This is a genomic window from Streptococcus sanguinis (genome assembly GCF_019929225.1).
Taxonomy (GTDB): Bacteria; Bacillota; Bacilli; order Lactobacillales; family Streptococcaceae; genus Streptococcus; species Streptococcus sanguinis_J.
Map to the genome: position 1 here is coordinate 226,529 of NZ_JAHZPA010000002.1, position 23,089 is coordinate 249,617.

Here is a 23,089-nt window from a genome sequence, read left to right on the forward strand (position 1 = left end):
CCTATGTTATTAGAAATTTCGATTAAAAATTTTGCCATTATTGAGGAGATTTCCCTTAATTTTGAGCAAGGTATGACGGTTTTGACCGGAGAAACCGGAGCCGGTAAGTCTATTATTATTGACGCCATGAACATGATGCTGGGCAGCCGTGCTACGACGGATGTTATTCGTCATGGGGCACCCAAAGCTGAGATAGAGGGACTTTTTTCGCTGGAAAATAGCAGAGCTTTGCGAGAGATTTTTGAGGAGCAGGGCTGGGAGCTGACCGATGAGCTGATTATCCGTCGGGAAATTCTGCAAAACGGCCGCAGTGTCAGCCGTATCAATGGTCAGATGGTTAATTTGTCTGTTCTAAAGGCTGTTGGCCAGCACTTGGTAGATATCCATGGTCAGCATGATCAGGAAGAACTGATGAGACCCCAGCTTCATATCGCCATGCTAGATGAGTTTGGAACAGCAGACTTTTTGCATCTCAAAGGCCGCTATCAGGAAACCTTTGACCGCTATCGAAGTCTGCGCAAGCAAGTCCTGACTTTGCAGAAAAATCAGCAGGAGCATAAAGCCAGAATTGAGATGCTGGAGTTTCAGATGGCGGAGATTGAGAGCGCAGCTCTCAAAAGTGGTGAAGATACTGCTCTGCATCAGGAGCGGGACCGCTTGCTCAACCACAAACTCATTGCCGATACGCTGACGAACGCCTATACCATGCTGGATAATGAAGAATTTTCCAGTCTGGCCAATGTCCGCTCAGCTATGAATGACTTTGAATCTATCGAGGATTACGATCCAGCCTACAAGGAGCTTTCAGGCAGCTTGTCAGAGACTTATTATGTCTTGGAAGATGTCAGCAAGCGCCTAGAGGACATTTTAGATGGACTGGATTTTGACGGAGATCGGCTGCTGCAGGTGGAGAGTCGCTTAGACTTGATTAATAGCATCACGCGTAAATACGGCGGCCAAGTAGATGATGTGCTGGATTACTTTGCTCAGATTTCCAAAGAATACAGCCTTTTAACTGGAAGCAACTTGTCCTCAGAGGATATGGATCGAGAGCTGAAATCCTTGGAGAGAGAGCTGGTAGAGCTGGCCCAGGAGCTGAGTCATGCCCGCCACGGCATAGCAGCCCAGCTGGAAGCGGAAATCAAGCAAGAGCTGCAGGACCTCTACATGGAAAAGGCGCGCTTTAAAGTGCAGTTCAGTAAGGGCAAGTTCAACCGTGAAGGCAATGAACAAGTAGAGTTTTACATCTCAGCCAATCCGGGCGAGGATTTCAAACCTTTGGTCAAGGTTGCGTCTGGCGGGGAACTCTCCCGTCTCATGTTGGCTATCAAGTCTGCCTTTTCTCGTAAGGAAGGCAAGACCAGCATTGTCTTTGACGAAGTGGATACGGGCGTTTCTGGCCGAGTGGCCCAGGCTATTGCCCAGAAGATCCACAAGATTGGCTCCAATGGCCAAGTCTTGGCCATTTCCCATCTGCCGCAGGTCATTGCGATTGCCGATTATCAGTTCTTTATTGAGAAGATTTCGGATGAGAATTCAACCGTCTCAACAGTACGGTTGTTGACCGCTGACGAGCGCGTTCAGGAAGTTGCTAAGATGCTGGCTGGCGAAGATGTGACGGAGGCTGCTTTGACTCAAGCCAGAGAATTATTAAAAAAATAAACAAGCGAGGCTGAGACACTAGTGTTTCGGTCTCCTTTAGGAGGTGGCGCGTATGACAGAATATTTTGCAATCGGTGATGTCCATGGCAAGGCTGGTATGCTAGATGAACTGCTCCAGCACTGGGATGATCGCAGCCAACTAGTCTTTCTAGGGGACTTGATAGATCGTGGCGAGGACAGCCGAGCAGTTTTGGAGAGGGTCAAGGACCTAGTGGACCAAGAAGGAGCTGTTTGTCTGTCTGGTAATCATGAGTATATGTTTCTAACCTGGCTAGACAATCCTGAAAAGTCTTATGACCACTACCGACGTAATGGCGGAGATACGACGATTAATTCGCTTTTAGGCCAACCTCTCAATGCTCCTGTAGATGGAGTGGCAGACGCGGAACGTGTAAAGACGGAGGCGGCCAATTTAGTAGATTTTATTCGTCAGATGCCCTTCCTATTGGAGACAGAGCGGTACATTTTTGTCCATGCTGGCCTAGATTTGGAACTGAGAGACTGGCGAGAGACCAGTGATTATCAAAAAGTTTGGATTCGCGCGCCTTTTCACGAAGGCAGCAATCAGACTGGCAAAACGATTGTCTTTGGCCATACACCAACATTTTACCTCTTGCATAAAGCACCGGGAACTAATCAGCTATGGATGACTGAGGATGGCAAGATTGGCATGGATGGTGGAGCTGTTTATGGTGGAGTCCTCCACGGAGTTCTCTTTGGTCATAATGGCATCATAAAGCGGTATGTCATAAAAAATGCTGGTTTGGTAGCTGAAGACTGAAAAAAGAGGCTGGGACAAAAGTCCTAGCCTCTCAATTGTCTTTGGATTGTCGAGTAAGACGCAGTGGTTGAGTGGGCTCTACTACGCTGATTTCATCAGCTTTTACAGCCCTACTCAACTGTGCGGAGGTGGGACGACGAAATCGAACTCTAACGAATTACCGATTTCTGTCCCACTCTCTTTTTTTGCTGAGATTCTCTTTGAAAACCAGGCTTTTATACAAAATTTCCCCAATAAAGCTAAAAAAACCGCATGTAAACACTTTTTCATCTAATTTTAAAGAAGCGCAAAAAGATTAAAAAACTAAAACAAGCAGATTAAATTTAGGAAACGCTTGGTCTGAGCTGTGATTTTAGCGAATATTCCCCCACAAAACCATAAAAATTTGGTATAATGTAGTGTAATAACAAGTTAAAATTTAGATACAGAGTAGGAAATCTATGACAAAAATAAAAATCGTAACAGACTCATCTGTAACCATTGAACCAGAGGTTGCTAAGGAATTAGACATTACTATTGTGCCTCTCTCTGTTATGGTGGACGGGGTGGTCTATTCGGATGCAGATCTAGAGGAAGGTGAGTTTCTTCGTCTCATGCAGTCTAGTCGCAATCTACCTAAAACCAGCCAGCCGCCTGTCGGAGTCTTTGCTGATGTTTTTGAGCACTTGGCAGGGGATGGAGCGCAGATTATCTCCATTCACATGTCTCACGCCTTGTCAGGGACTGTCGAAGCAGCCCGTCAAGGAGCGACTTTGGCTAATGCTGATGTGACGGTTGTTGACAGCTCTTTTATTGATCAGGCTATGAAGTTCCAGGTCACCGAAGCAGCTAAACTGGCCAAGGAAGGAGCTAGCCTGGAGGAGATTTTAGCTAAAATTGAGGAAGTAAAGGAAAAGACAGAGCTCTATATCGGTCTCTCTACCTTAGAAAATCTGGTTAAAGGGGGCCGTATAGGCCGAGTTTCTGGTCTGATTAGCTCCCTGCTCAATATCCGAGTTATCATGCAAATGAAGGACCATCAGCTGGAGCCCATTGTCAAGGGAAGGGGCGCTAAGACCTTTAAGAAATGGCTGGATGATTTGACAGTAAGTCTGCAAAACAAACAAGTGGCTGAAATTGGAATTTCCTATGCAGGCAGTCCAGAATTGGCACTAGAAATGAAGGAAAGTTTACAGCCGTATGTCAAGAAACCTATTTCAGTGCTGGAAACAGGGTCCATTATTCAGACACATACAGGGGAAAATGCTTGGGCTGTGCTGATTCGTTACGAATAAAACCATAATAATTTAGAAAATAGCGGTTTAGTACTTGACCTGAATGCTTTTTTTAGATATGATAATATTTGTTAGGGTTATTAACCCAGAAAAAATTTGGAGGATTTGTTAAATGGCTAACAAACAAGATTTGATCGCAAAAGTAGCAGAAGCTACAGAATTGACTAAAAAAGATTCAGCAGCAGCAGTTGACGCTGTATTCGCAGCTGTAACTGAGTACCTTTCAAAAGGTGAAAAAGTTCAACTTATCGGTTTTGGTAACTTTGAAGTTCGTGAGCGTGCAGCACGTAAAGGCCGCAACCCACAAACTGGTAAAGAAATCAAAATCGCAGCTTCTAAAGTACCAGCTTTCAAAGCAGGTAAAGCTCTTAAAGACGCTGTAAAATAATTTTGGTTAATAAAGGCCTGATACACTTGCCTCTGGCGAGTATGTCAGGTTTTTCTTTTTGCTTTCAGTTCTTGAGCTCAATAAAAGATTTAGGTGCTTCGAGAAAGTTGATTGATGAACTTTCTTGGAGTTTTTATTTTGCAGTAAAGTGAAGGAATTTGTCTCTAAACAAAAGAAAATGATAAGAGACAAACATTTTTAAAGACTTAAAATAAAAAGTTTAAAATTTTAGCAAAAGCACTTTTAAATCATAGGTCTTTATGATAAAATGAAGGGAGCATTTCTTTTTGTGTAATGATTGCGAGATCATTGAAAAAGTTTAGGAGGTAAGAAATGAAATGGAAACCACTTCAGGGCTCACTGCGCCCTGTTAATCCTTTTGGCAGCAAATTTCGCCTGCTGATGGGATTGTTTGTCGTGCTTTTTTCAATCTTTCTACTCCCCATGCAGACGTTGTCTGCCTTGGAGGAGCTGAAGGATGGAACGGATTTGTCCAAGTTGAATATTCATAAGTTTGACTTGAATGTTAACAATGTCAGTGTTCTTTCTAAGTCAGAGGCGATTGAACAAGTTCATTTGACTAATCCAAATTATGAGTATCTGGGAGCAGTTTATCCTGGAGAAATGGAAAATTTCACCATCAAAGTAGACAAGTCTCAAAAAGCAGATCAGGTCTTTAATAAGCCGCTTTCTCTTAAGTTCTCTAATGTTGGAACGGCTTATGGAAAACAAGTAGATGCCTATCTGACTTTTAATAAGGTAACACTCCACTATCTGAACTCATCTACAGCAGAAGCTCAGATGAATGATGCTCAAAAAAATGCAGTTGAATTTTTCTCTATTTCAGAGTTGTGGGAGAGAAGCGCTTTTGAGATTGGGAATATCCCATATGTGGATGCGGCCCATAATAACATTATGAACAAAGCTTTCTGGGTGGAGGCTGATGTTACAGCAGAGCTACGCTATGCGGATGGTTCGGATACAGATTTGAAGTTGGTTATGAAACCGACTGACATTGATGTAGTTGACGGCTTTGGTCTAAAAGAGTCTTTCTATATTAATGATTATAAAAATGCTGTTGATAAGCGCTTGATGAACAATGCCAATGCTTTGAATCAAACAGATCAGAGCGGTCGGACAATTTGGGAAGCAACGACTTCAACTAGCGGTGCTGCTAATGAAAACAACATCTCTGGTTTGGCCGTTCGTTCTGCAGATAACACGTTGAATTTCGGTTATTTATCAACAGAAGCTTGCTCGGCAGTCTTTGGTCTTTATATTGAAAAAGTTGATCCCAAGCCTGTCTTAGAAGTGGATCCAGTTAAGATTCCAGCTAAGGAAGGTCAAGAGGTGACTTATAAGGGAACCTTCAAGATTCCAGTTCCTGGTAAGGATATTTTGGCTACCCCGACTACTATTGAGATGACTGAAACCTTTAACGAGCGTCTGGATTACAAGGAGCTCAAGGTTGAGGCTGGCGGTAATGCCTTGCAGGAAGGTCGTGATTACACGATTGAAAAGAAAGGCCAGACCGTTACGGTCAAGATGACACCTGAGTATGTTAAAGCAAATTCTTCTCAGGATATTGTCATTACCTACAAGACTGCAACCAATCAAAAGGTAGCAGAAAAGGGTGCTGCAACGATTGAAAATACAGTGACTTTAAAAGTAGACAATCTTTCAGCACCATCTAATCAAGTTACTACTGACTTGCTCTATGAAAAGAAACACGAATTTGTCAGTGGCACTGCTGGTAAGGAACTCCCGCAGGAAATCAAAGACCTAACACCAGAAACAGAAAAGAATCTGGAGAATGGTACTAAGACCACCCCGACACAACCGGCTAAAACGGAAGTGCAGACCGCTGATGGCACTTGGACCTTCAAGTCTTACGACAAGGCAGAAGAGACTATCACCGGAGCAGATGCGCACTTTGTTGGCACTTGGGACTTTACTCCAGCGCCAACCTATAAGGCAACTCACGAGTTCGTTAGTGGAACAGCAGGTAAGGAACTGCCACAAGCAGTGAGGGATTTACTTCCATCCGACAAGCCTGATTTGGCAGATGGCACTAAGGCAACTCCAACCCAGCCATCTAGTACAGAAGTGAAAACCGCCGACGGTACATGGACCTTCAAGTCTTACGATAAGAACGAAGAGACCATCAATGGAGCAGATGTGGAGTTCGTCGGCACTTGGGACTTTACTCCAGCGCCAACCTATAAGGCAACTCACGAATTCGTTAGTGGCACAGCAGGTAAAGAACTGCCACAAGCAGTGAGGGATTTACTTCCAGCCGATAAGCCTGATTTGGCAAATGGCACTAAGGCAACTCCAACCCAGCCATCTAGTACAGAAGTGAAAACCGCCGACGGTACATGGACCTTTAAGTCTTACGACAAGACAGAAGAGACTATCAACGGAGCGGACGCTCACTTTGTTGGTACATGGGAATTCACAGCAACTCCGTCATCAACTTATAAGGCTGTGCATGAGTTCGTCAGCGGTACAGCAGGTAAGGAATTGCCACAAGAAGTGAAAGCTTTGCTTCCAAGAGATAAATCTGATTTGGAAGACGGTAGCAAGACCACTCCAACCCAGCCAGTCAAGACAGAAGTTGAAACATCTGATGGCACATGGAGCTTCCAGTCATATGACAAGAACGAAGCAACCATTAATGGTGCAGACGCTAAATTTGTTGGAACTTGGACGTTTGCAGCGAAGCCTAGCCCAGCACCAACTTACAAGGCTACACATGAATTTGTCAGCGGCACAGCAGGTAAGGAATTACCGCAAGAAGTGAAAGCTTTGCTTCCAAGTGATAAACCTGATTTAGCCGACGGCACTAAGACCACTCCAACACAACCAGTGAAGACAGAAGTTGAAACATCTGATGGCAGCTGGAGCTTCCAGTCATATGACAAGAACGAAGTAACCATTAATGGTGCAGATGCTAAATTTGTTGGAACTTGGAAGTTTGTGGCAAAACCTAGCCCAGCACCAACTTACAAGGCTACATATAAATTTGTCAGCGGTACAGTAGGTAAAGAACTGCCACAAGAAGTGAAATCCTTGCTTCCAAGCGACCAAGCAAACTTGTCAGATGGCACTAAGGCTACTCCAACACAGCCAGTCAAGACGGAAGTGAAGACATCTGATGGCAGCTGGAGCTTCCAGTCATATGACAAGAACGAAGCAACCGTTAATGGTGCAGATGTTCACTTTGTCGGTACTTGGACTTTCGCAGCTGACTCAACTACGCTTACTGGCAGTGTGATCTGGATTGACAATGATAACGCTGCAGGTCGCCGACCACAGAGTGTCCTTGTTCACTTACTCGCAGATGGACAGGATACAGGCATCAGCGTAACTATTGATGAGGCGATGGGCTGGAAATACAGCTTTGAAAACCTGCCTCGCTTCAAGGATGGAAAAGAAATCATCTATAGTGTCCGCGAGGACGAAGTTGAAGGCTACAGCAATCAAGCTGAAGGCATGAATGTAACCAATCGCTTGCTTGTAGATGCTCAAGTTAAAGAGATTGGCAAGAAACGAATTCTGCCTAAGACTGGCCAAGATACATCTATCTGGATGCTGATTCTTGGATTCTTGACTCTTGGAGGTGCAGTTGGCTTGACCAAACGTCAGCGTGACTAAGATTAAGCTTCAGTAAAAAAGCTTTGAAAATCTAGAATATATGAAAAGTTTGTTATCTCAACTTTTGTTGGGAATAGCAGGCTTTTTATTTTTCAAGGAAAGATAAGCATTATAAGCAGTCAAATGCTTGAATTTTTCATAAAATTAAAAATAAGTTTGTATTTTTCTAGTAAATATGGTAAACTATTTTAGTAAAAAATTATACAAAGGAGACTGTTGATGAAGACAAAAACATTAGCACTCGTAAATGGACTTGTTGGACTTATCGGTGGTATTATTCTACTTTTGTGGCCTTTCTTCATTTGGGTTATTTATTTTATGCTAGGTGTATTTGACATCCTGAAAATTGCAATCCTAGCTTTGGGGATTGCTGGTATTGTCTACTATAAGGATGACAATCGTGTAGGACCAGCAGGCTCTATCTTGATGATTGTAGGTGGAATTTTTACCTTTAATGACTTCTTGGGTTGGATTGGTGCTATTCTTTCTATCATAGGTGGTTCCCTTTATTTAGCAAGCTTGAAGAGATTCCAAGCATAGAGTGAGGATTGAAAAAAATACTAGTTTAAAGCTTGCATTGCTTTAAATGGATAAGCAATCATGCAGAAGCAGGATAATGAACTTTGGTTAGTTCTGTCCTGCTTTTTTCTTTTTAGCTTATTTACAATCATTCTTAATAGCCAAGTAAGCCTAGTCATGGTATAATGGTAATGACTTAGATGAGAGGCTATAACGGAGTAAATAATGAAACAAGAACATCAGCATGATTTTGACCAAGTAATTGGCCATTTGCGCGCCAAGGGTGTGCGCATTACAGAAACGCGGAAGGCGGTAATTGACTATATTATCCAAAGTCACGACCATCCTAGCGCTGAAATGATATATCAGGACTTGAAGCCCAATTTTCCTAATATGAGTCTGGCAACAGTTTATAATAATCTCAAGGTTCTGATTGATGAGGGTTTTGTCGCTGAGCTCAAGGTTCGCAATGATACGACGACCTACTTTGACTTTATGGGCCATCAGCATCTCAATGTCATCTGTGAAAAATGCGGCCGTATCGCTGATATGGAGCTGGAACTTCCAGATGTGAAGCATGAGGCTGAAGTGCAGACTGGCTACCACATCACCCAAAGCCAAACGACTGTCTATGGCCTATGCCCCCAATGCCAGCAAGGGGCAGTGTGACTGCGAGGATGATTAGCAGCTTTTTGGAGCCTAAAGACGAACAAAGTTGTGACTCGCTTCGCAAATTCAATCAGCAACTTCAAAGCAGTACTTGAGCAATCAGCTATTGCGTCAAGATTCTATTTCTAATAAAAAGAAAGGCTAGAACTTATGTCTCTTAGCCTTTTTCTATGTGTTTTAGCAAGGCATGTTCGCAGGATATTATCTGAGCATAGAGACGTTGATACCTAGTCAAGTACAGCACTTAGCAAGATCATATATTTTAAGGATAATCCCTTATATACTTATGCTATTATTTTACAGGCCAATTCTCTTTTGATATAATGAAAGCAGAATAAAGCCTTGTACAAAGAGATTCAAAGAGTTCTGAATGATTTACAATATAGGTAAATTCGCCATAAGTCTGTAGTATCGAAATCTTTAAGGGGTATTACTTTGTGGGTAGGTTAGATTTTTAGGAGGTCTTATGTTCTGGTGGAGAAAGAAATGGCTGGATGAGTTGTCAGACAGTGATGAATCGCCTCTTTTGGAATGTCGTCATCTTCTCTTTGAAGAGGAAGCTGGCTATCCCATTTGCCCCTCTTGCGGTCAACTCATAAAAGAGAATTTTCCTAAGAAAGGCGCGGACAAAGCACGTCTGCACCTGATACGGGAGAAGATGCAGCGAGTATGGAGTGTAAGATTTGGAAGGGAATTTTCAGCAGCTTTGTTTGTGATACCAGCTATTTTTCTTCCAGAATTTTTAAGCCGTTGGATTTTAACCACTGGAGATTACGGCTTTTCTAGCTTTTTCATTGCTAGCCGTCATACGCCTACAATGATTAGCTTCACTTATGAAGGCTATATTCCTTTATTCATCTTTTTTGGGGGCAAAGAACGCTTTAAACGTTTCTCTACTTTTTCTTTAGGATTTGAGCGTTTTCATAAAATCCTTTATTCTTGGCCTGTTCGGCTTGTTACTTTTATCGCTGTTATTTGCTTTATTAATATTATTATGCCAAAGATTTATGGGGTTGAAGGAGATGTCTTTATAGGTAAACATAGCCAGCTAACTCCGGCCCAGCATGCTAAAGGTGTAGAACTTTTCATTTTTGTCAATATGCTCTCTATCTGGATTGTGTCTGGCTTACTGCTTATTTATCAGTTGATAGACAGGCGGCGGACTTGGTGGCTTAAGGAAGCCAACGAGGTTTATCTGTCTGGCGGGTGTTAAGGCAAAGGTTTCTGCCGAGAAATACAAAAGCGCTTTCTTGCTGAAAAAGGTCTGATTTGACGAAATGGGCTAGCTTTTTAGGCGAAAATTTTGTAAAATAGAATAGATAAACGGGGACTGCCTCGGAAAATAAAAGGAGAATCCATCTAATGGTAAAATTAGTTTTTGCTCGCCACGGTGAGTCTGAATGGAACAAAGCTAACCTTTTCACTGGTTGGGCTGATGTTGACTTGTCTGAAAAAGGTACTCAGCAAGCAATCGACGCTGGTAAACTGATTAAAGAAGCTGGTATCGAGTTTGACCAAGCTTACACTTCAGTATTGAAGCGTGCGATTAAGACAACTAACCTTGCTTTGGAAGCGGCTGATCAGCTTTGGGTACCAGTTGAAAAATCATGGCGCTTGAACGAGCGTCACTATGGCGGACTGACTGGTAAAAACAAGGCAGAAGCAGCTGAGCAATTTGGTGATGAGCAAGTGCATATCTGGCGTCGTTCATACGATGTATTGCCTCCAAACATGGATCGCGATGATGAGCACTCAGCACACACTGACCGTCGTTATGCTTCACTTGACGACTCAGTAATTCCAGATGCTGAAAACTTGAAAGTTACTTTGGAACGTGCCCTTCCATTCTGGGAAGACAAGATTGCTCCAGCTTTGAAAGATGGCAAAAATGTCTTTGTAGGTGCACATGGTAACTCTATCCGTGCCCTTGTAAAGCACATCAAACAATTGTCTGACGATGAAATCATGGACGTGGAAATTCCAAACTTCCCACCATTGGTATTCGAATTTGACGAAAAATTGAATGTAGTAAAAGAATACTACCTTGGAAAATAAGCTTAAAGGAATCTGAGATTATTCTCAGGTTCTTTGCTTTTCCAGATAGGAAGAATAAGTCTTGCTGGAAGCCTAGCCGGCAAGTCTTTTAGGTTCCGTGGTTTGACGGAATTCCTCTTAACTCGTCCACATTTTCAGCTTTTCTATCAGTTTTGAAACATTCATCGAGCTGGATTTATGGTAAAATAAAGGTCAGAACTTTTACTAGAATGAGAGAGAAGATGGCAAGGAAGAAGAGAAAATTTGACAGTCATTCCATCACCAGAAGGCTTTATCTGCTGTTTGGAATCGTGATGCTTTTGTTTTTAGCCTTGATTGCCCGTCTGGGCTATATGCAGGTGGTTAATCAGGACTTTTATACGGATAAGTTGGCCAAGGCCAGCAAGACCAAGATTACCACTAGCTCAGTGCGTGGGCAGATTTATGATGCTACTGGCAAGCCCTTGGTGGAAAATACGACCAAGCAGGTGGTGACCTATACGCGGGATAATCGGCTGACGGCTGGGGAGATTCGGGCGACAGCTCAAAAGCTCCTGACCTATGTCAGTGTCAGCGATACAGAGGTGACAGACCGCCAAGAGGTGGATTATTATTTGGCGGACAGTGCAGTCTATCAGGAAGTAGTAGAAAAGCTGCCCAAGGACAAGAAATTTGATACAGATGGCAACCGCCTGCCTGAGTCCAAAATCTATAAGGCGGCAGCTGAGAGCATTGACCCTAAGCAGCTGGGCTATACGGATGAGGAAAAGAAGGCCATTGTTCTCTTTAGTCAGATGAATGCCATTTCCAACTTTGCGATGGGGACCATCCAGACAGATCCGCTGACAACAGAGCAGGTAGCTGTACTGGCTTCTAGCAGTAAGGAGCTGCCAGGTATCAGTGTCTCAACAGGCTGGGACCGCAAGGTCTTGGATACCTCACTGGCTTCTATCGTGGGTAATATCTCGACAGAAAAGACTGGACTTCCGGCTGAGGAAGTGGATGATTACCTGAAAAAAGGCTACTCCCTCAATGACCGGGTGGGGACCTCCTATCTGGAAAAGCAGTATGAGTCAGTCCTGCAAGGCAAGCGAGCTGAGAAGGAGATTCATCTGGACAAAAATGGTAATATGGAGAGTGTGGAAAATATCTCTGACGGCAGTAAGGGAGACAATCTCAAGCTGACGGTGGACTTAAGCTTCCAGCAGGGAGTGGAGGACATTCTCAAAAATGCCTTTAATGCAGAGTTGGCTAGTGGCAATGCGACCTACTCTGAGGGTGTCTATGCCGTAGCTATGGATCCCAATACTGGCGCTGTCTTGGCTATGGCAGGCATCCGTCACAATCTGGAAACGGGAGAAAACTCTGTCGATGCTCTGGGAACCATGACCAATGTCTTTGTTCCGGGATCTGTGGTCAAGGCTGCAACATTGACCTCGGGCTGGGAGAATAACGCCATTAGCGGCAACCAAGTCCTGACAGACCAGCCAATTAGCTTTGGCGGTACGGACAGTATCACTTCTTGGTTCACCCAGTATGGTTCACGTGCTATCACAGCCCAAGAGGCCTTGGAATACTCTTCCAATACCTATATGGTGCAGGTAGCGCTGAAGATGATGGGGGCGCCTTACTCAGCGGATATGAAGCTGGATTTTGATGAGCTGGATCCATCCATGAAAAAGCTGCGGTCGACCTTTGCAGAGTATGGTCTGGGAACTTCAACAGGGATTGATTTGCCAAATGAGTCCACAGGCTATCTTCCAGACAAGTTTACCTTTGCTAACTATCTGACCAATTCGTTCGGCCAGTTTGACAACTATACGACGCTTCAGCTGGCTCAGTATGCCTCAACAGTAGCTAATAATGGTAAGCGTGTGGCTCCGCATATCGTTGAAGGCATTTACGGCAACAGTGACCAAGGAGGACTCGGTGATTTGGTGCAGAAAATTGACACCAAGGAGCTGAACCGGGTCAATATCTCTGACGAGGATATGAGCATCATCAAGCAAGGTTTCTATCAAGTGGTTCATGGCAGCAGTGGCTTTACGACTGGCCGGACTATTTCTCAGGGAGAGAGCGTGCCAATCAGTGCCAAGACTGGTACGGCTGAGACCTTTGTGGACAAGGGCAAGAAAGAAGCCATCAATACCAATGTTGTGTCCTATGCACCGAGTGAGAAGCCGCAGATTGCGGTGGCGGTGGTGTTCCCTCACAATACGAACCTGTCCTCTACTGTCAGCCACAGTATCACTCGCGATATTATCAATCTTTACAACCAACAACACCCTATGAATTAGTGCTCAATGAAAATCATCAGCAAACATAGAAAGCTAATGCAGTCAGTGCTCAAGTAGAGCAATCTGGTTTGAGGAGATTTTTTGAGAATAGAGAAAGGATTTTATGCTTTACCCAACCCCTATCGCCAAGCTGATTGACAGTTTTTCAAAGCTGCCCGGCATTGGCATCAAAACAGCCACTCGACTGGCTTTTTACACTATTGGAATGAGCGATGACGATGTTAATGAATTTGCCAAGAATCTGCTGGCTGCTAAGCGCGAGCTGAGCTACTGCTCTGTCTGTGGCAACCTGACGGACGAAGACCCTTGTGCTATCTGTCAAGACCAGTCGCGCGATCAATCAACTATTTTGATTGTTGAGGACAGCCGAGATGTATCAGCCATGGAAAATATCCAGGAATACCACGGGCTTTATCATGTCCTACACGGCTTGATTTCACCTATGAACGGCGTTGGACCGGACGATATCAATCTCAAGAGTCTGATCACTCGTCTGATGGATAGTGAAGTGACGGAGGTTATCGTCGCGACCAATGCGACAGCGGATGGCGAAGCGACTTCCATGTATATCTCACGGGTCTTGAAACCGGCTGGGATTAAGGTGACTCGCCTAGCGCGTGGTTTGGCGGTTGGCTCTGACATTGAATATGCGGATGAGGTTACGCTGATTCGCGCTATCGAAAATCGGACGGAATTGTAAACGTCAAGGATTTTTCTGGCTTTAGCTGGCTGGAAGAGTCCTTTTTTCTGTTCAAAAATGCTGGGAATTGTGATATACTAAAACGGACTAATACAGAAGCTCCTGCTTAGAAGAATCCATCAGCTAGGTAGATGCAAAACCAAGCTTTTTAGGTTGTTTTATTTCGAGATGGCAGCTTTTGTAAATCGTACTATTTTTAGAAAATGATAGGAAAAATCATGGCAAAACAAAGATTGATTTTATTGTATGGCGGACGCAGTGCAGAGCGGGAAGTTTCGGTTTTATCAGCTGAGAGCGTCATGCGGGCTGTCAATTATGATAGATTCTCGGTGAAGACTTACTTCATCACCAAGGATGGAGATTTTATCCAAACTCAGGAATTTGAAGCAACGCCGGCGGCTGATGAGAAGCTGATGACCAATGCCACAGTTGATATGTCTCGGAAGATTAAGCCTAGCGATATTTACGAAGAAGGAGCAGTGGTTTTTCCAGTCCTGCATGGTCCCATGGGCGAAGATGGCTCTATCCAAGGTTTCCTAGAAGTACTCAAAATGCCTTATGTCGGCTGTAATATTTTATCTTCTGGCCTGGCCATGGATAAAATTACGACCAAGCGAGTGCTGGAATCGGCAGGCATTGCCCAAGTGCCTTATGTAGCGCTGGTTGATGGCGAGGATCTAGAGCAAAAAATCCAAGAAATCGAAGAGCAATTGACCTATCCAGTCTTTACCAAACCTTCCAATATGGGCTCCAGTGTCGGCATTTCTAAATCGGAGAACCAAGCAGAACTGCGTGCTTCTCTGGACCTGGCTTTCAAATACGACAGCCGGATACTGGTTGAGCAAGGAGTGACGGCTCGCGAGATTGAGGTTGGGCTTCTGGGCAATGTGGATGTCAAGAGTACCCTGCCTGGAGAAGTGGTCAAGGATGTGGCCTTTTATGACTACGAAGCCAAATACATTGATAATAAAATTACCATGGATATTCCGGCTAAGATTCCAGAAGAAGTGGTGAGTCTGATGCGTCAAAATGCAGAGGCGGCTTTCCGAGCTCTGGGCGGTCTGGGACTGTCCCGCTGTGATTTCTTCTATGCAGAAGATGGTCAGGTCTTCCTTAATGAACTCAATACCATGCCAGGATTTACCCAGTGGTCTATGTATCCATTGCTCTGGGAAAATATGGGGCTGGCCTATCCTGACTTGATTGAGAAACTAGTTGCTTTAGCTGAAGAGGCATTTGCTAAGAGAGAGGCGCATCTTCTCTAAAATATGATATAATAGAGGGGCTGAAAATTTTCGGTCCTTTCTTTTTGCGAGCAAACCGAAAAATGAGGAAGAAGTATGAAATTAGATTTATATGAAATTGCAGAAGTCCTATCTGCGAAAAACGATGTGACTCAGTTTGAAAACGTCGCTCTTAGAAATGCTGAGTTTGACAGCCGCTTGATTGAGTCAGGTGACCTTTTTGTGCCGCTTAAGGGATCGCGTGATGGTCATGATTTTATTGCGACAGCCTTTGACCAGGGCGCAGCTGCTACCCTATCTGAGCGTCCAGTGGCAGAAGGAGCTTATGTTTTAGTTGATGATGTCCTGACAGCCTTTCAGCGTCTGGCCCAGTACTATCTGGAAAAGATGCAGGTGGATGTGCTGGCTGTGACAGGCTCCAACGGTAAAACGACAACCAAGGATATGTTGGCTCAGTTACTAGCAACCAGCTACAAGACCTATAAGACACAAGGTAATTACAATAACGAAATTGGTCTGCCTTATACGGTTCTTCACATGCCTGAGGACACAGAGAAACTTGTCTTAGAGATGGGGCAGGACCACTTGGGTGATATCCATCTCCTGTCGGAACTTGCCAAACCAAAGACGGGCATTGTAACTCTGGTTGGAGAAGCCCATTTGGAATTTTTCGGCAGCCGAGCTGAGATTGCCCAAGGCAAGATGCAGATTGCGGATGGTTTGAGCAAAGATGGTCTCTTGATCGTGCCGGCGGATAAGATTGTCAATGAATTTCTGCCAGCGGACTGCAAACTTGTTCGCTTTGGTCCTGATGCGGATATCTTCCTGACGCGTCTGGAAGAGCGCAAGGACAGCTTGAGCTTTGAATGTAACTTTTTAGAGCAAAGGATTGACCTGCCTGTGACCGGTAAGTACAATGCGACCAATGCCATGATTGCGGCCTATGTGGCTCTGCAGGAGGGGGTATCTGAGGCGGCTATTGCTCAAGCCTTTTCTGAGCTAGAGCTGACCCGCAATCGAACGGAGTGGAAGAAAGCTGGTAATGGCGCGGATGTCCTATCGGATGTCTATAATGCCAATCCAACAGCCATGCGCTTGATTCTTGAGACTTTCTCGACCATTCCGGCCAATCCAGGCGGACGAAAATTGGCGGTACTGGCGGATATGAAAGAGCTGGGAGCGGACTCTAAGTCTATGCACGGCTCGATGATTACCAGCCTCAATCCAGAAATTGTGACCGACCTTTTCCTCTATGGACAGGATATGGAAGCACTCTATGACTATGCCAAGGAAATCTACCCTCCAGGCAAGGTCCATTACTTTATCAAAAATGACGAGAAAGACCAGTTTGAACAACTGACTAAAGCTGTCAGAGAGAGTCTAACCTCTGCTGACCAAATCCTTCTCAAAGGCAGCAATTCCATGAATCTGGCTAAGCTGGTAGAGGATTTGGAGGAGGAATTCTGAGCAAAAACAGGCAAACTCAGTCTTGTTCAAACCTTATATTAGAATGGGAGCCTAGGAGATGGGAATAAGAGATATGTTTACAACCTATAAAACCGAACCGCCTCAACTGGGACTTTGGTATTTTGTTCTTTTGGGGCTAGTCTTTGCGATTATCTGGCTTTCCTATCGCTACTACAATCGGAAAGCTTACCAGCAGCTATTTGTCGGGATGCAAGCTTGCCAGCTGATAGGCCTCTACTCTTGGTATATGCTGACTGCTGCCCCGCTGTCAGAGAGTCTGCCTTTTTATCATTGCAGAATGGCTATGTTTGCCTTGATGTTTCTGCCTAATCGCTCAGTGTATAAATTCTATTTTGCACTTTTGGGGACTTTTGGCTCGATTGTAGCCTTTATTTACCCGATTTTTGATCCTTACCCTTTTCCCCATATCACTATTTTATCCTTTATTATCGGCCATCTAGCGCTCTTGGGAAATTGTTTGATTTATCTTTTCAGATATTATCATACTTTCTCTATGAGCTGGCAGCGAGTGGTGTGGACGACCTTTATGATGAATGCTTTTTTGCTTGTTATCAATATGTTGACAAAGGGTTCTTATGGATTTCTCACAGATCCGCCGCTTGTTGGCAATCACGGACTATTGCTCAATTATCTGCTTGTCTCGATCGTCTTAAGTGCGTCAGTCTGCTTGGTTTCTGACATTTTTAAGCGAGTGGAGCAGACCAAGACAGTCACCCTAACCTAATCATCTAACGGAGGATTTATGAAAGATTTTTTAACTACGACAAAAACGGTAGCACCGCCTATCTCGATTTTATGGTATGCTGTGATGATTGCTCTGGTCTTGCTGTCTATTTGGAGCTCGCTCAAATACCATGATAATCCGCGTTTTGTCAAGGCTTTTAAGTGGATTCAGATTGCCCAACTGCTGATGCTTTATAGCTGGTATTTTGGTTTTCGGATTCCCTTTACCAATAGCCTGCCCTTTTATCATTGCCGTCTGGCGATGTTCGCGGTGGTCTTTTTGCCAGATAAATGGCGGAGCAAGCAATATTTCGCTCTCTTAGGAGCCAGCGGAGCGGTCTTTGCCTTGGGCTACCCAGTCTTTGACCCCTATGATTTCCCACATATTACCAGCTTCTCTTTCCTGATTGGTCACTATGCTCTCTTGGTTAATTCCCTGATTTATCTGATGAATCACTATGACAAGAGCCTGCTCAAGAAGTACATGATTGTAGCTTACACCTTTGGGCTCAATCTTTTCCTAGTCGGCGTTAATCAAGTGACAGGAGGTAATTACGGTCTGCTAAAAAGTCCGCCTTTTATCCCTGATGCCTCCCTATGGATAAAGTACCTTCTTGTGTCGGTCATCCTTTCTCTGGCTCTGGTTCTCTTTGACATATTGTTTAAGATACGGTGGAAAAAGCAGTTAAGTCTGGTCCGCAGTTAGTTCACTTCAAATTTACAGCTCCTGTCAAGTTAATGTGGCAGGATTTTTTTATTAATTATGACTTGCTTTGCTTCTAGTAACAAATGGGCTGTTTGTCTATCAACTCTTTAAGCTGGTTCAACTAGACGCTTCTGTTGGCGGAATGAAACACCCCAAATTTTGGACTTTCTTAAGAATTGGCGGACAAAGGGGAGAAGGCTTGAACCTCTATCTCTTGAAACGGAATAAGGCCATTTTTTCCATGACACCTGAAGAGAAAGAAGAATTGGAAACCAGAAAAAAAGCCTACTCTATTTACTGGGTTTAACCTTACTCTTTGCAATTTTCCTCTTTAGCAGTGTCATTGTCAGATTTTAAGGGAAATTTTATTGACATAGTAGAATAGAATCGCTCAAAAGGGCGATTTTTATCTTCTTTAGATAATTGAAAAAAAGCGCTAAATCCGCTATAATAGGTAGGTTGAAAGGATTGGAATACTCCGATGTAAAATAAAAAAACTAATACTAAGATTCACCATTATCCTAAATGAAAGAAAGAGAAGAAGATGACTTTACAAGAAGAAATTAAGAAACGCCGGACCTTTGCCATTATCTCCCACCCGGACGCGGGGAAGACGACCATCACCGAGCAGTTGCTCTACTTCGGAGGCGAGATTCGTGAGGCTGGGACAGTCAAGGGGAAAAAGACGGGTAATTTTGCCAAGTCTGACTGGATGGATATTGAGAAGCAGCGGGGGATTTCAGTGACTTCCTCTGTCATGCAGTTTGACTACGATGGCAAGCGGGTCAATATTCTAGATACGCCAGGGCACGAGGACTTCTCAGAAGATACTTATCGGACCTTGATGGCAGTGGATGCTGCGGTTATGGTTATTGACTCGGCCAAGGGTATTGAGGCCCAGACCAAGAAGCTCTTTGAGGTTGTCAAGCATCGGAATATTCCAGTCTTCACTTTTATGAACAAGCTGGATCGTGACGGTCGCGAACCCTTGGACTTGTTGGAAGAACTGGAAGAGATTTTGGGCATTGCCAGCTATCCGATGAATTGGCCGATTGGCATGGGCAAGAGTTTTGAAGGTCTTTATGACCTTTACAATGAGCGTCTGGAGCTTTATAAGGGCGAGGAGCGCTTTGCGACTCTGGCAGAAGGTGATCAACTGTTTGCTTCTAACCCTTTCTATGAGCAAGTTAAGGAAGACATTGAGCTCTTGAGCGAAGCTGGAAATGAATTCTCAGAAGAAGCGATTTTGGAGGGAAAACTGACACCTGTTTTCTTTGGCTCAGCTCTGACCAATTTTGGCGTCCAGACATTCCTGGAAACCTTCCTCAAGTTTGCTCCGGAACCGCATGGCCACAAGAAGACAGATGGCGAGGTAGTCGAGCCACTCAGTCCAGACTTCTCAGGCTTTGTCTTTAAAATCCAAGCCAACATGGACCCTCGGCACCGTGACCGTATCGCCTTTGTTCGTATCGTTTCTGGAGAGTTTGAGCGCGGTATGAGTGTCAATTTGCCTCGCACTGGCAAGTCCGCCAAACTGTCCAATGTGACTCAGTTTATGGCCGAAAGTCGGGAGAATGTGACCAATGCTGTAGCTGGTGATATTATCGGGGTTTATGATACAGGGACTTATCAGGTCGGTGACACCCTGACTGTAGGCAAGAATAAGTTTGAATTTGAGCCTCTGCCAACATTTACTCCAGAGATCTTTATGAAGGTTTCAGCTAAGAATGTCATGAAGCAAAAATCCTTCCATAAGGGGATTGAACAGCTGGTGCAAGAGGGAGCCATCCAGCTTTATACCAACTACCAGACGGGCGAGTACATGCTAGGCGCTGTCGGTCAACTCCAGTTTGAGGTCTTCAAGCACCGCATGGAAAATGAATACAATGCTGAAGTGGTCATGAATCCTATGGGCAAAAAGACTGTCCGTTGGATTTCACCGGATGACCTGGACGAGCGTATGTCTTCTAGCCGTAATATCCTAGCCAAAGACCGCTTTGATCAGCCAGTCTTCCTCTTTGAAAATGACTTTGCCCTGCGCTGGTTCGCGGACAAGTATCCAGATGTTAAATTGGAAGAGAAGATGTAACTCTAAGACAAAATAGTTTGCTTTGTAATATCATGATTGTTTAGGGGGATATAATGAAGAAACTTACGGGAGAACAAACGAAAATTCTTTATTTGCCAGATGAAAAAAATTTGGTTATTCTAGGTGCCGCTGGAAGCGGAAAATCCTTGGTGGCTTTATATAAATCAGTCTATTTAGCTATCAAGTATCCAAGTAAAAAAATAGGGATTGTTTGCTTCAATAAACCTATTATTGTGCAAATTAAAACACAACATTTACCACAATTATGTCAGAATTTGCAGATTCAAGTCCCAAGAAATATTTCTGTTACAACATACCATAGCCTAGTTTGGAATACGTTAAGAAAATTAAATTCAGGCAACGAAATAAAATGTTTAGATTTTATAAAAGTTGATGAAAAGGAAAAATGTATAAACGATTCTATAAAAAAACTGGCAGAAATAGAAAAGTATACAGACAGCAGAATTCTTAATAGAGAAATAGATTTTTTTAAAGAAGAGATTTCCTGGCTGCAAGGAATGATGGTTAAAACGGAAGAAGAATATCAAGAACTTGAAAGAACAGGAAGGGGACGAAAAAATCCAGTTAACAAAGGAGAGGAGAGAGAGTTAGTTTATAGGATATTTAAAGGGTATAAATATTATAGAAGTCAATTGAATCCACCTAAATATTTTGATTATGATGATATTTCTTGGAAATTAGAGGAGAGAAAGGAGCGCATACCGGATAAAGATAAGTTTGATTTCTTAATTATAGACGAATTTCAAGATATGGATAAAGCGAAGATACAATCTTTAACCTATTTAACTAAGGAAAATGGAGCTTGTATTTTATTAGGGGATTATGCTCAACAAATTTTAGGAACTAAGATTTCCTTTAAACAATTAGGTGTCAATAATATATCCAAAGAGACTTTTGTTAAAAATTATAGGAATACAAAACAAATTAGTAATTTGGCAAATATATTGATTGAAAAGGGCTTTATAACGGAAGAAGAGGATGAAAAAATTAGCCGAGTTTCGTCTAGAAGAGATGGAGAAATTTCACAATTACAACAGGCTAATAGTTTTGAAGTATATAAAAACATTATTTCGAATTTTTTTACGAATAAAATAGGTAGCAATGGAATTATTCTAATGGATCCAACTTCTTTTAAAACTATAGCAAAAATTTTAAAGGTTCTGGACTTAGATAATCATGTTGAACTTTATACTATTAATCAAGTCAAAGGTTTAGAATTTGATAATGTCTTAGTACTTGATATAGATAAAAGTAAATACATAGAAGATTATAGCAACCTTGAAGATAATGAAAATAATGAAGTTGCAAAACAATTATATGTTGCAATTACTAGGGCAACTACTAATTTGGCTTTAACATATCAAAACTATGATATGAATTTTTATCTTGGTGAATAGGGGAAGGTTAATGTGAATCAAGAAATTGTTTTTAAAAAAGGCATAACTCGTCTTTGCCATTTTACAAAGTCTTCCAATCTTCCTTATATATTAGGAACTGGTGATGAGGAGGCTAATGGTATTATTTCTAATAAAGCGATTAGAGACTCTGAATGCAAGTTTTTGAAATTAAATGATATTCATCGTTATGATAATCGCCCTGAATTGATATGTCTTTCCGTAGAGTATCCAAACTTTTTCTTTTTTGAAAAATCAATTGAAAAAGAAAAAGAATCGCTTTTGAATGATTGGGTTGTCTTGCTAATTTCGCCTAGTATAATTAATGAAGAGACATATTTTTGTCCTGTCAATGCTGCAAAAAACAGAGGTTCTCATATAGGTAAGGGGAGCCGAAAGTTTATGGAGTTATTTAATACAGAGGTTCTAGGGCTTAATCGTAGTGTCTCAATGTTACCTAATATACCAACCAATAATCAAGCAGAAGTTTTATCTCCAGATATGATTCCGAAAGATAAAATAATAGGTTTGGTTTTTAGTAGCAAAAAGCAAGCTAGGGATGAAGTGTTAAGATTAAAGTTGTGTCAGATTGAATTAAGGAATTTAAAAATATATTACTCTCATGAATGGTTTAAGAGAAATTCAGCATACAGTATTATGCAAGGAAAAGTATTAAAATTATATGAATTGGAGGAGTAGAATGGCAGAGAGATTTGTCTATATATATGAATCAAGTTCAAACAGTTTTAAAAAAGAGAATATAAAATTCAATTGGTATCCGGGTTTCTCAGTTTCGCAAAAACAAAGATCTATACATTCCCTTCACAAAGAATTCAAAGAAAAATTTGGGAATTTAAAAGTATTAGAAGTTTCCACTGCTTCTGAAGAAGAGTTTGGGAAAGAATGTAGTGCCTTTAATCTTCAACTTACATTGCGTAATGGTAATAAATACTCTGTAGAATCTTTATTTCAGTCTTCTAAAGTGTTTAAGAATTATGGACGTGTAAATCAAGATTTGGATTTGGATGCCAAGGCAGTAAAGAGACAAGTTCGTTCAATTGAGGTAAATGATAAATTAATTGAATTCGATTTTTTAGGAGTAAAATTTCCTCTGCTACCACGTACTTATTTTTATAACTGGTTATACGTAAATGCGTTATTTCAAAATACAGAATTATCTAATTTCATTCTTCAATACGATGCTTTTACAGATATAAATTTTAATCCAAACAAATCTATAAATTGCCAGGCTGAGGCTTGCTCAATATTTTTATATCTGGCTAAGAATTCCTTATTAAACGATTCAATTCGAAGTCCTAAAAAATTTTTAGAGCTCGTTTATAGGAAAAAAGATAAAGAATCTATTTCTGAATTAGGAGAAATAGAAAGCGAAACAGAAACAGATATTGAAGGAGAACAGTTGACCCTTTTTTAAAAAATAGC

Annotated in this window: 19 protein-coding genes; all 19 read left to right on the forward strand. The window is 42.5% G+C overall.

The window, feature by feature from the left end; genetic code table 11:
* Positions 1–3 precede the first annotated feature (3 nt).
* The 19 genes from recN (at position 4) to K1I80_RS05750 (ending at position 23,081) form a co-directional block, all read left to right on the forward strand.
* A complete protein-coding gene (recN, locus tag K1I80_RS05660) occupies positions 4–1,662 on the forward strand; it encodes a DNA repair protein RecN (RefSeq protein WP_223312278.1) in 1,659 nt (552 codons plus the stop codon).
* 52 nt (positions 1,663–1,714) lie between these two features.
* The gene (locus K1I80_RS05665) at positions 1,715–2,443 is read left to right on the forward strand and encodes a metallophosphoesterase (RefSeq protein WP_125434142.1); all 729 of its coding nucleotides are present in this window, start codon (positions 1,715–1,717) and stop codon (positions 2,441–2,443) included.
* 440 nt (positions 2,444–2,883) lie between these two features.
* The gene (locus K1I80_RS05670; protein ID WP_223312279.1) at positions 2,884–3,717 is read left to right on the forward strand and encodes a DegV family protein; all 834 of its coding nucleotides are present in this window, start codon (positions 2,884–2,886) and stop codon (positions 3,715–3,717) included.
* A 112-nt stretch (positions 3,718–3,829) separates the two neighbouring features.
* Positions 3,830–4,105 (forward strand): HU family DNA-binding protein, encoded by a 276-nt coding sequence (locus K1I80_RS05675; protein ID WP_002896125.1) that lies wholly within the window; start codon positions 3,830–3,832, stop codon positions 4,103–4,105.
* A gap of 333 nt (positions 4,106–4,438) precedes the next feature.
* The gene (locus tag K1I80_RS05680) at positions 4,439–7,762 is read left to right on the forward strand and encodes an LPXTG-anchored SHIRT domain periscope protein (RefSeq protein ID WP_223312280.1); all 3,324 of its coding nucleotides are present in this window, start codon (positions 4,439–4,441) and stop codon (positions 7,760–7,762) included.
* A gap of 219 nt (positions 7,763–7,981) precedes the next feature.
* Positions 7,982–8,302: a hypothetical protein gene (locus K1I80_RS05685; protein WP_002896121.1), complete on the forward strand. Its 321-nt coding sequence runs from the start codon at positions 7,982–7,984 to the stop codon at positions 8,300–8,302.
* A gap of 204 nt (positions 8,303–8,506) precedes the next feature.
* Positions 8,507–8,950 carry a Fur family transcriptional regulator gene (locus tag K1I80_RS05690; protein WP_125350920.1) on the forward strand — a complete coding sequence of 148 codons (444 nt, stop codon included), beginning with the start codon at positions 8,507–8,509 and terminating at the stop codon, positions 8,948–8,950.
* Between the two features lie 466 nt (positions 8,951–9,416).
* Entirely contained in the window at positions 9,417–10,163 is a 747-nt protein-coding gene (locus K1I80_RS05695; RefSeq protein ID WP_223312281.1) for a hypothetical protein, read from the forward strand.
* Between the two features lie 149 nt (positions 10,164–10,312).
* A complete protein-coding gene (locus K1I80_RS05700; protein WP_002898001.1) occupies positions 10,313–11,005 on the forward strand; it encodes a phosphoglycerate mutase in 693 nt (230 codons plus the stop codon).
* A 209-nt stretch (positions 11,006–11,214) separates the two neighbouring features.
* Positions 11,215–13,281, forward strand: coding sequence for a penicillin-binding protein PBP2B (pbp2b, locus tag K1I80_RS05705; RefSeq protein WP_223313239.1), 2,067 nt, complete (start codon positions 11,215–11,217; stop codon positions 13,279–13,281).
* A 103-nt stretch (positions 13,282–13,384) separates the two neighbouring features.
* On the forward strand, positions 13,385–13,981 hold the full coding sequence (gene recR, locus K1I80_RS05710; RefSeq protein ID WP_002897999.1) for a recombination mediator RecR: 597 nt from the start codon (positions 13,385–13,387) through the stop codon (positions 13,979–13,981).
* 218 nt (positions 13,982–14,199) lie between these two features.
* Positions 14,200–15,246 (forward strand): D-alanine--D-alanine ligase, encoded by a 1,047-nt coding sequence (locus tag K1I80_RS05715; protein ID WP_223313240.1) that lies wholly within the window; start codon positions 14,200–14,202, stop codon positions 15,244–15,246.
* Between the two features lie 75 nt (positions 15,247–15,321).
* Positions 15,322–16,692 (forward strand): UDP-N-acetylmuramoyl-tripeptide--D-alanyl-D-alanine ligase, encoded by a 1,371-nt coding sequence (locus K1I80_RS05720; RefSeq protein ID WP_223313241.1) that lies wholly within the window; start codon positions 15,322–15,324, stop codon positions 16,690–16,692.
* A gap of 58 nt (positions 16,693–16,750) precedes the next feature.
* On the forward strand, positions 16,751–17,437 hold the full coding sequence (locus K1I80_RS05725; protein ID WP_223313242.1) for a YwaF family protein: 687 nt from the start codon (positions 16,751–16,753) through the stop codon (positions 17,435–17,437).
* Between the two features lie 18 nt (positions 17,438–17,455).
* A complete protein-coding gene (locus tag K1I80_RS05730; protein ID WP_223313243.1) occupies positions 17,456–18,142 on the forward strand; it encodes a YwaF family protein in 687 nt (228 codons plus the stop codon).
* A gap of 544 nt (positions 18,143–18,686) precedes the next feature.
* Complete coding sequence (locus K1I80_RS05735; protein WP_072073632.1) at positions 18,687–20,231, forward strand: peptide chain release factor 3; 1,545 nt, start codon at positions 18,687–18,689, stop codon at positions 20,229–20,231.
* Between the two features lie 53 nt (positions 20,232–20,284).
* Positions 20,285–21,649 carry a UvrD-helicase domain-containing protein gene (locus K1I80_RS05740; RefSeq protein WP_223313244.1) on the forward strand — a complete coding sequence of 455 codons (1,365 nt, stop codon included), beginning with the start codon at positions 20,285–20,287 and terminating at the stop codon, positions 21,647–21,649.
* 12 nt (positions 21,650–21,661) lie between these two features.
* Positions 21,662–22,345 carry a DarT ssDNA thymidine ADP-ribosyltransferase family protein gene (locus tag K1I80_RS05745; protein ID WP_223313245.1) on the forward strand — a complete coding sequence of 228 codons (684 nt, stop codon included), beginning with the start codon at positions 21,662–21,664 and terminating at the stop codon, positions 22,343–22,345.
* 1 nt (position 22,346) lies between these two features.
* On the forward strand, positions 22,347–23,081 hold the full coding sequence (locus tag K1I80_RS05750; protein ID WP_223313246.1) for a DarT1-associated NADAR antitoxin family protein: 735 nt from the start codon (positions 22,347–22,349) through the stop codon (positions 23,079–23,081).
* The last annotated feature ends 8 nt before the right edge of the window (positions 23,082–23,089 follow it).

Bases quoted from the DNA above. Each gene is read 5' to 3' on its own strand.
- pbp2b (WP_223313239.1), top strand. From the start codon at position 11,215: ATGAGAGAGAAGATGGCAAGGAAGAAGAGAAAATTTGACAGTCATTCC.
- K1I80_RS05720 (WP_223313241.1), top strand. From the start codon at position 15,322: ATGAAATTAGATTTATATGAAATTGCAGAAGTCCTATCTGCGAAAAAC.
- K1I80_RS05680 (WP_223312280.1), top strand. From the start codon at position 4,439: ATGAAATGGAAACCACTTCAGGGCTCACTGCGCCCTGTTAATCCTTTT.
- K1I80_RS05690 (WP_125350920.1), top strand. From the start codon at position 8,507: ATGAAACAAGAACATCAGCATGATTTTGACCAAGTAATTGGCCATTTG.
- recN (WP_223312278.1), top strand. From the start codon at position 4: ATGTTATTAGAAATTTCGATTAAAAATTTTGCCATTATTGAGGAGATT.
- K1I80_RS05695 (WP_223312281.1), top strand. From the start codon at position 9,417: ATGTTCTGGTGGAGAAAGAAATGGCTGGATGAGTTGTCAGACAGTGAT.
- recR (WP_002897999.1), top strand. From the start codon at position 13,385: ATGCTTTACCCAACCCCTATCGCCAAGCTGATTGACAGTTTTTCAAAG.
- K1I80_RS05685 (WP_002896121.1), top strand. From the start codon at position 7,982: ATGAAGACAAAAACATTAGCACTCGTAAATGGACTTGTTGGACTTATC.
- K1I80_RS05740 (WP_223313244.1), top strand. From the start codon at position 20,285: ATGAAGAAACTTACGGGAGAACAAACGAAAATTCTTTATTTGCCAGAT.
- K1I80_RS05750 (WP_223313246.1), top strand. From the start codon at position 22,347: ATGGCAGAGAGATTTGTCTATATATATGAATCAAGTTCAAACAGTTTT.
- K1I80_RS05725 (WP_223313242.1), top strand. From the start codon at position 16,751: ATGGGAATAAGAGATATGTTTACAACCTATAAAACCGAACCGCCTCAA.
- K1I80_RS05730 (WP_223313243.1), top strand. From the start codon at position 17,456: ATGAAAGATTTTTTAACTACGACAAAAACGGTAGCACCGCCTATCTCG.
- K1I80_RS05665 (WP_125434142.1), top strand. From the start codon at position 1,715: ATGACAGAATATTTTGCAATCGGTGATGTCCATGGCAAGGCTGGTATG.
- K1I80_RS05700 (WP_002898001.1), top strand. From the start codon at position 10,313: ATGGTAAAATTAGTTTTTGCTCGCCACGGTGAGTCTGAATGGAACAAA.
- K1I80_RS05735 (WP_072073632.1), top strand. From the start codon at position 18,687: ATGACTTTACAAGAAGAAATTAAGAAACGCCGGACCTTTGCCATTATC.
- K1I80_RS05675 (WP_002896125.1), top strand. From the start codon at position 3,830: ATGGCTAACAAACAAGATTTGATCGCAAAAGTAGCAGAAGCTACAGAA.
- K1I80_RS05670 (WP_223312279.1), top strand. From the start codon at position 2,884: ATGACAAAAATAAAAATCGTAACAGACTCATCTGTAACCATTGAACCA.
- K1I80_RS05715 (WP_223313240.1), top strand. From the start codon at position 14,200: ATGGCAAAACAAAGATTGATTTTATTGTATGGCGGACGCAGTGCAGAG.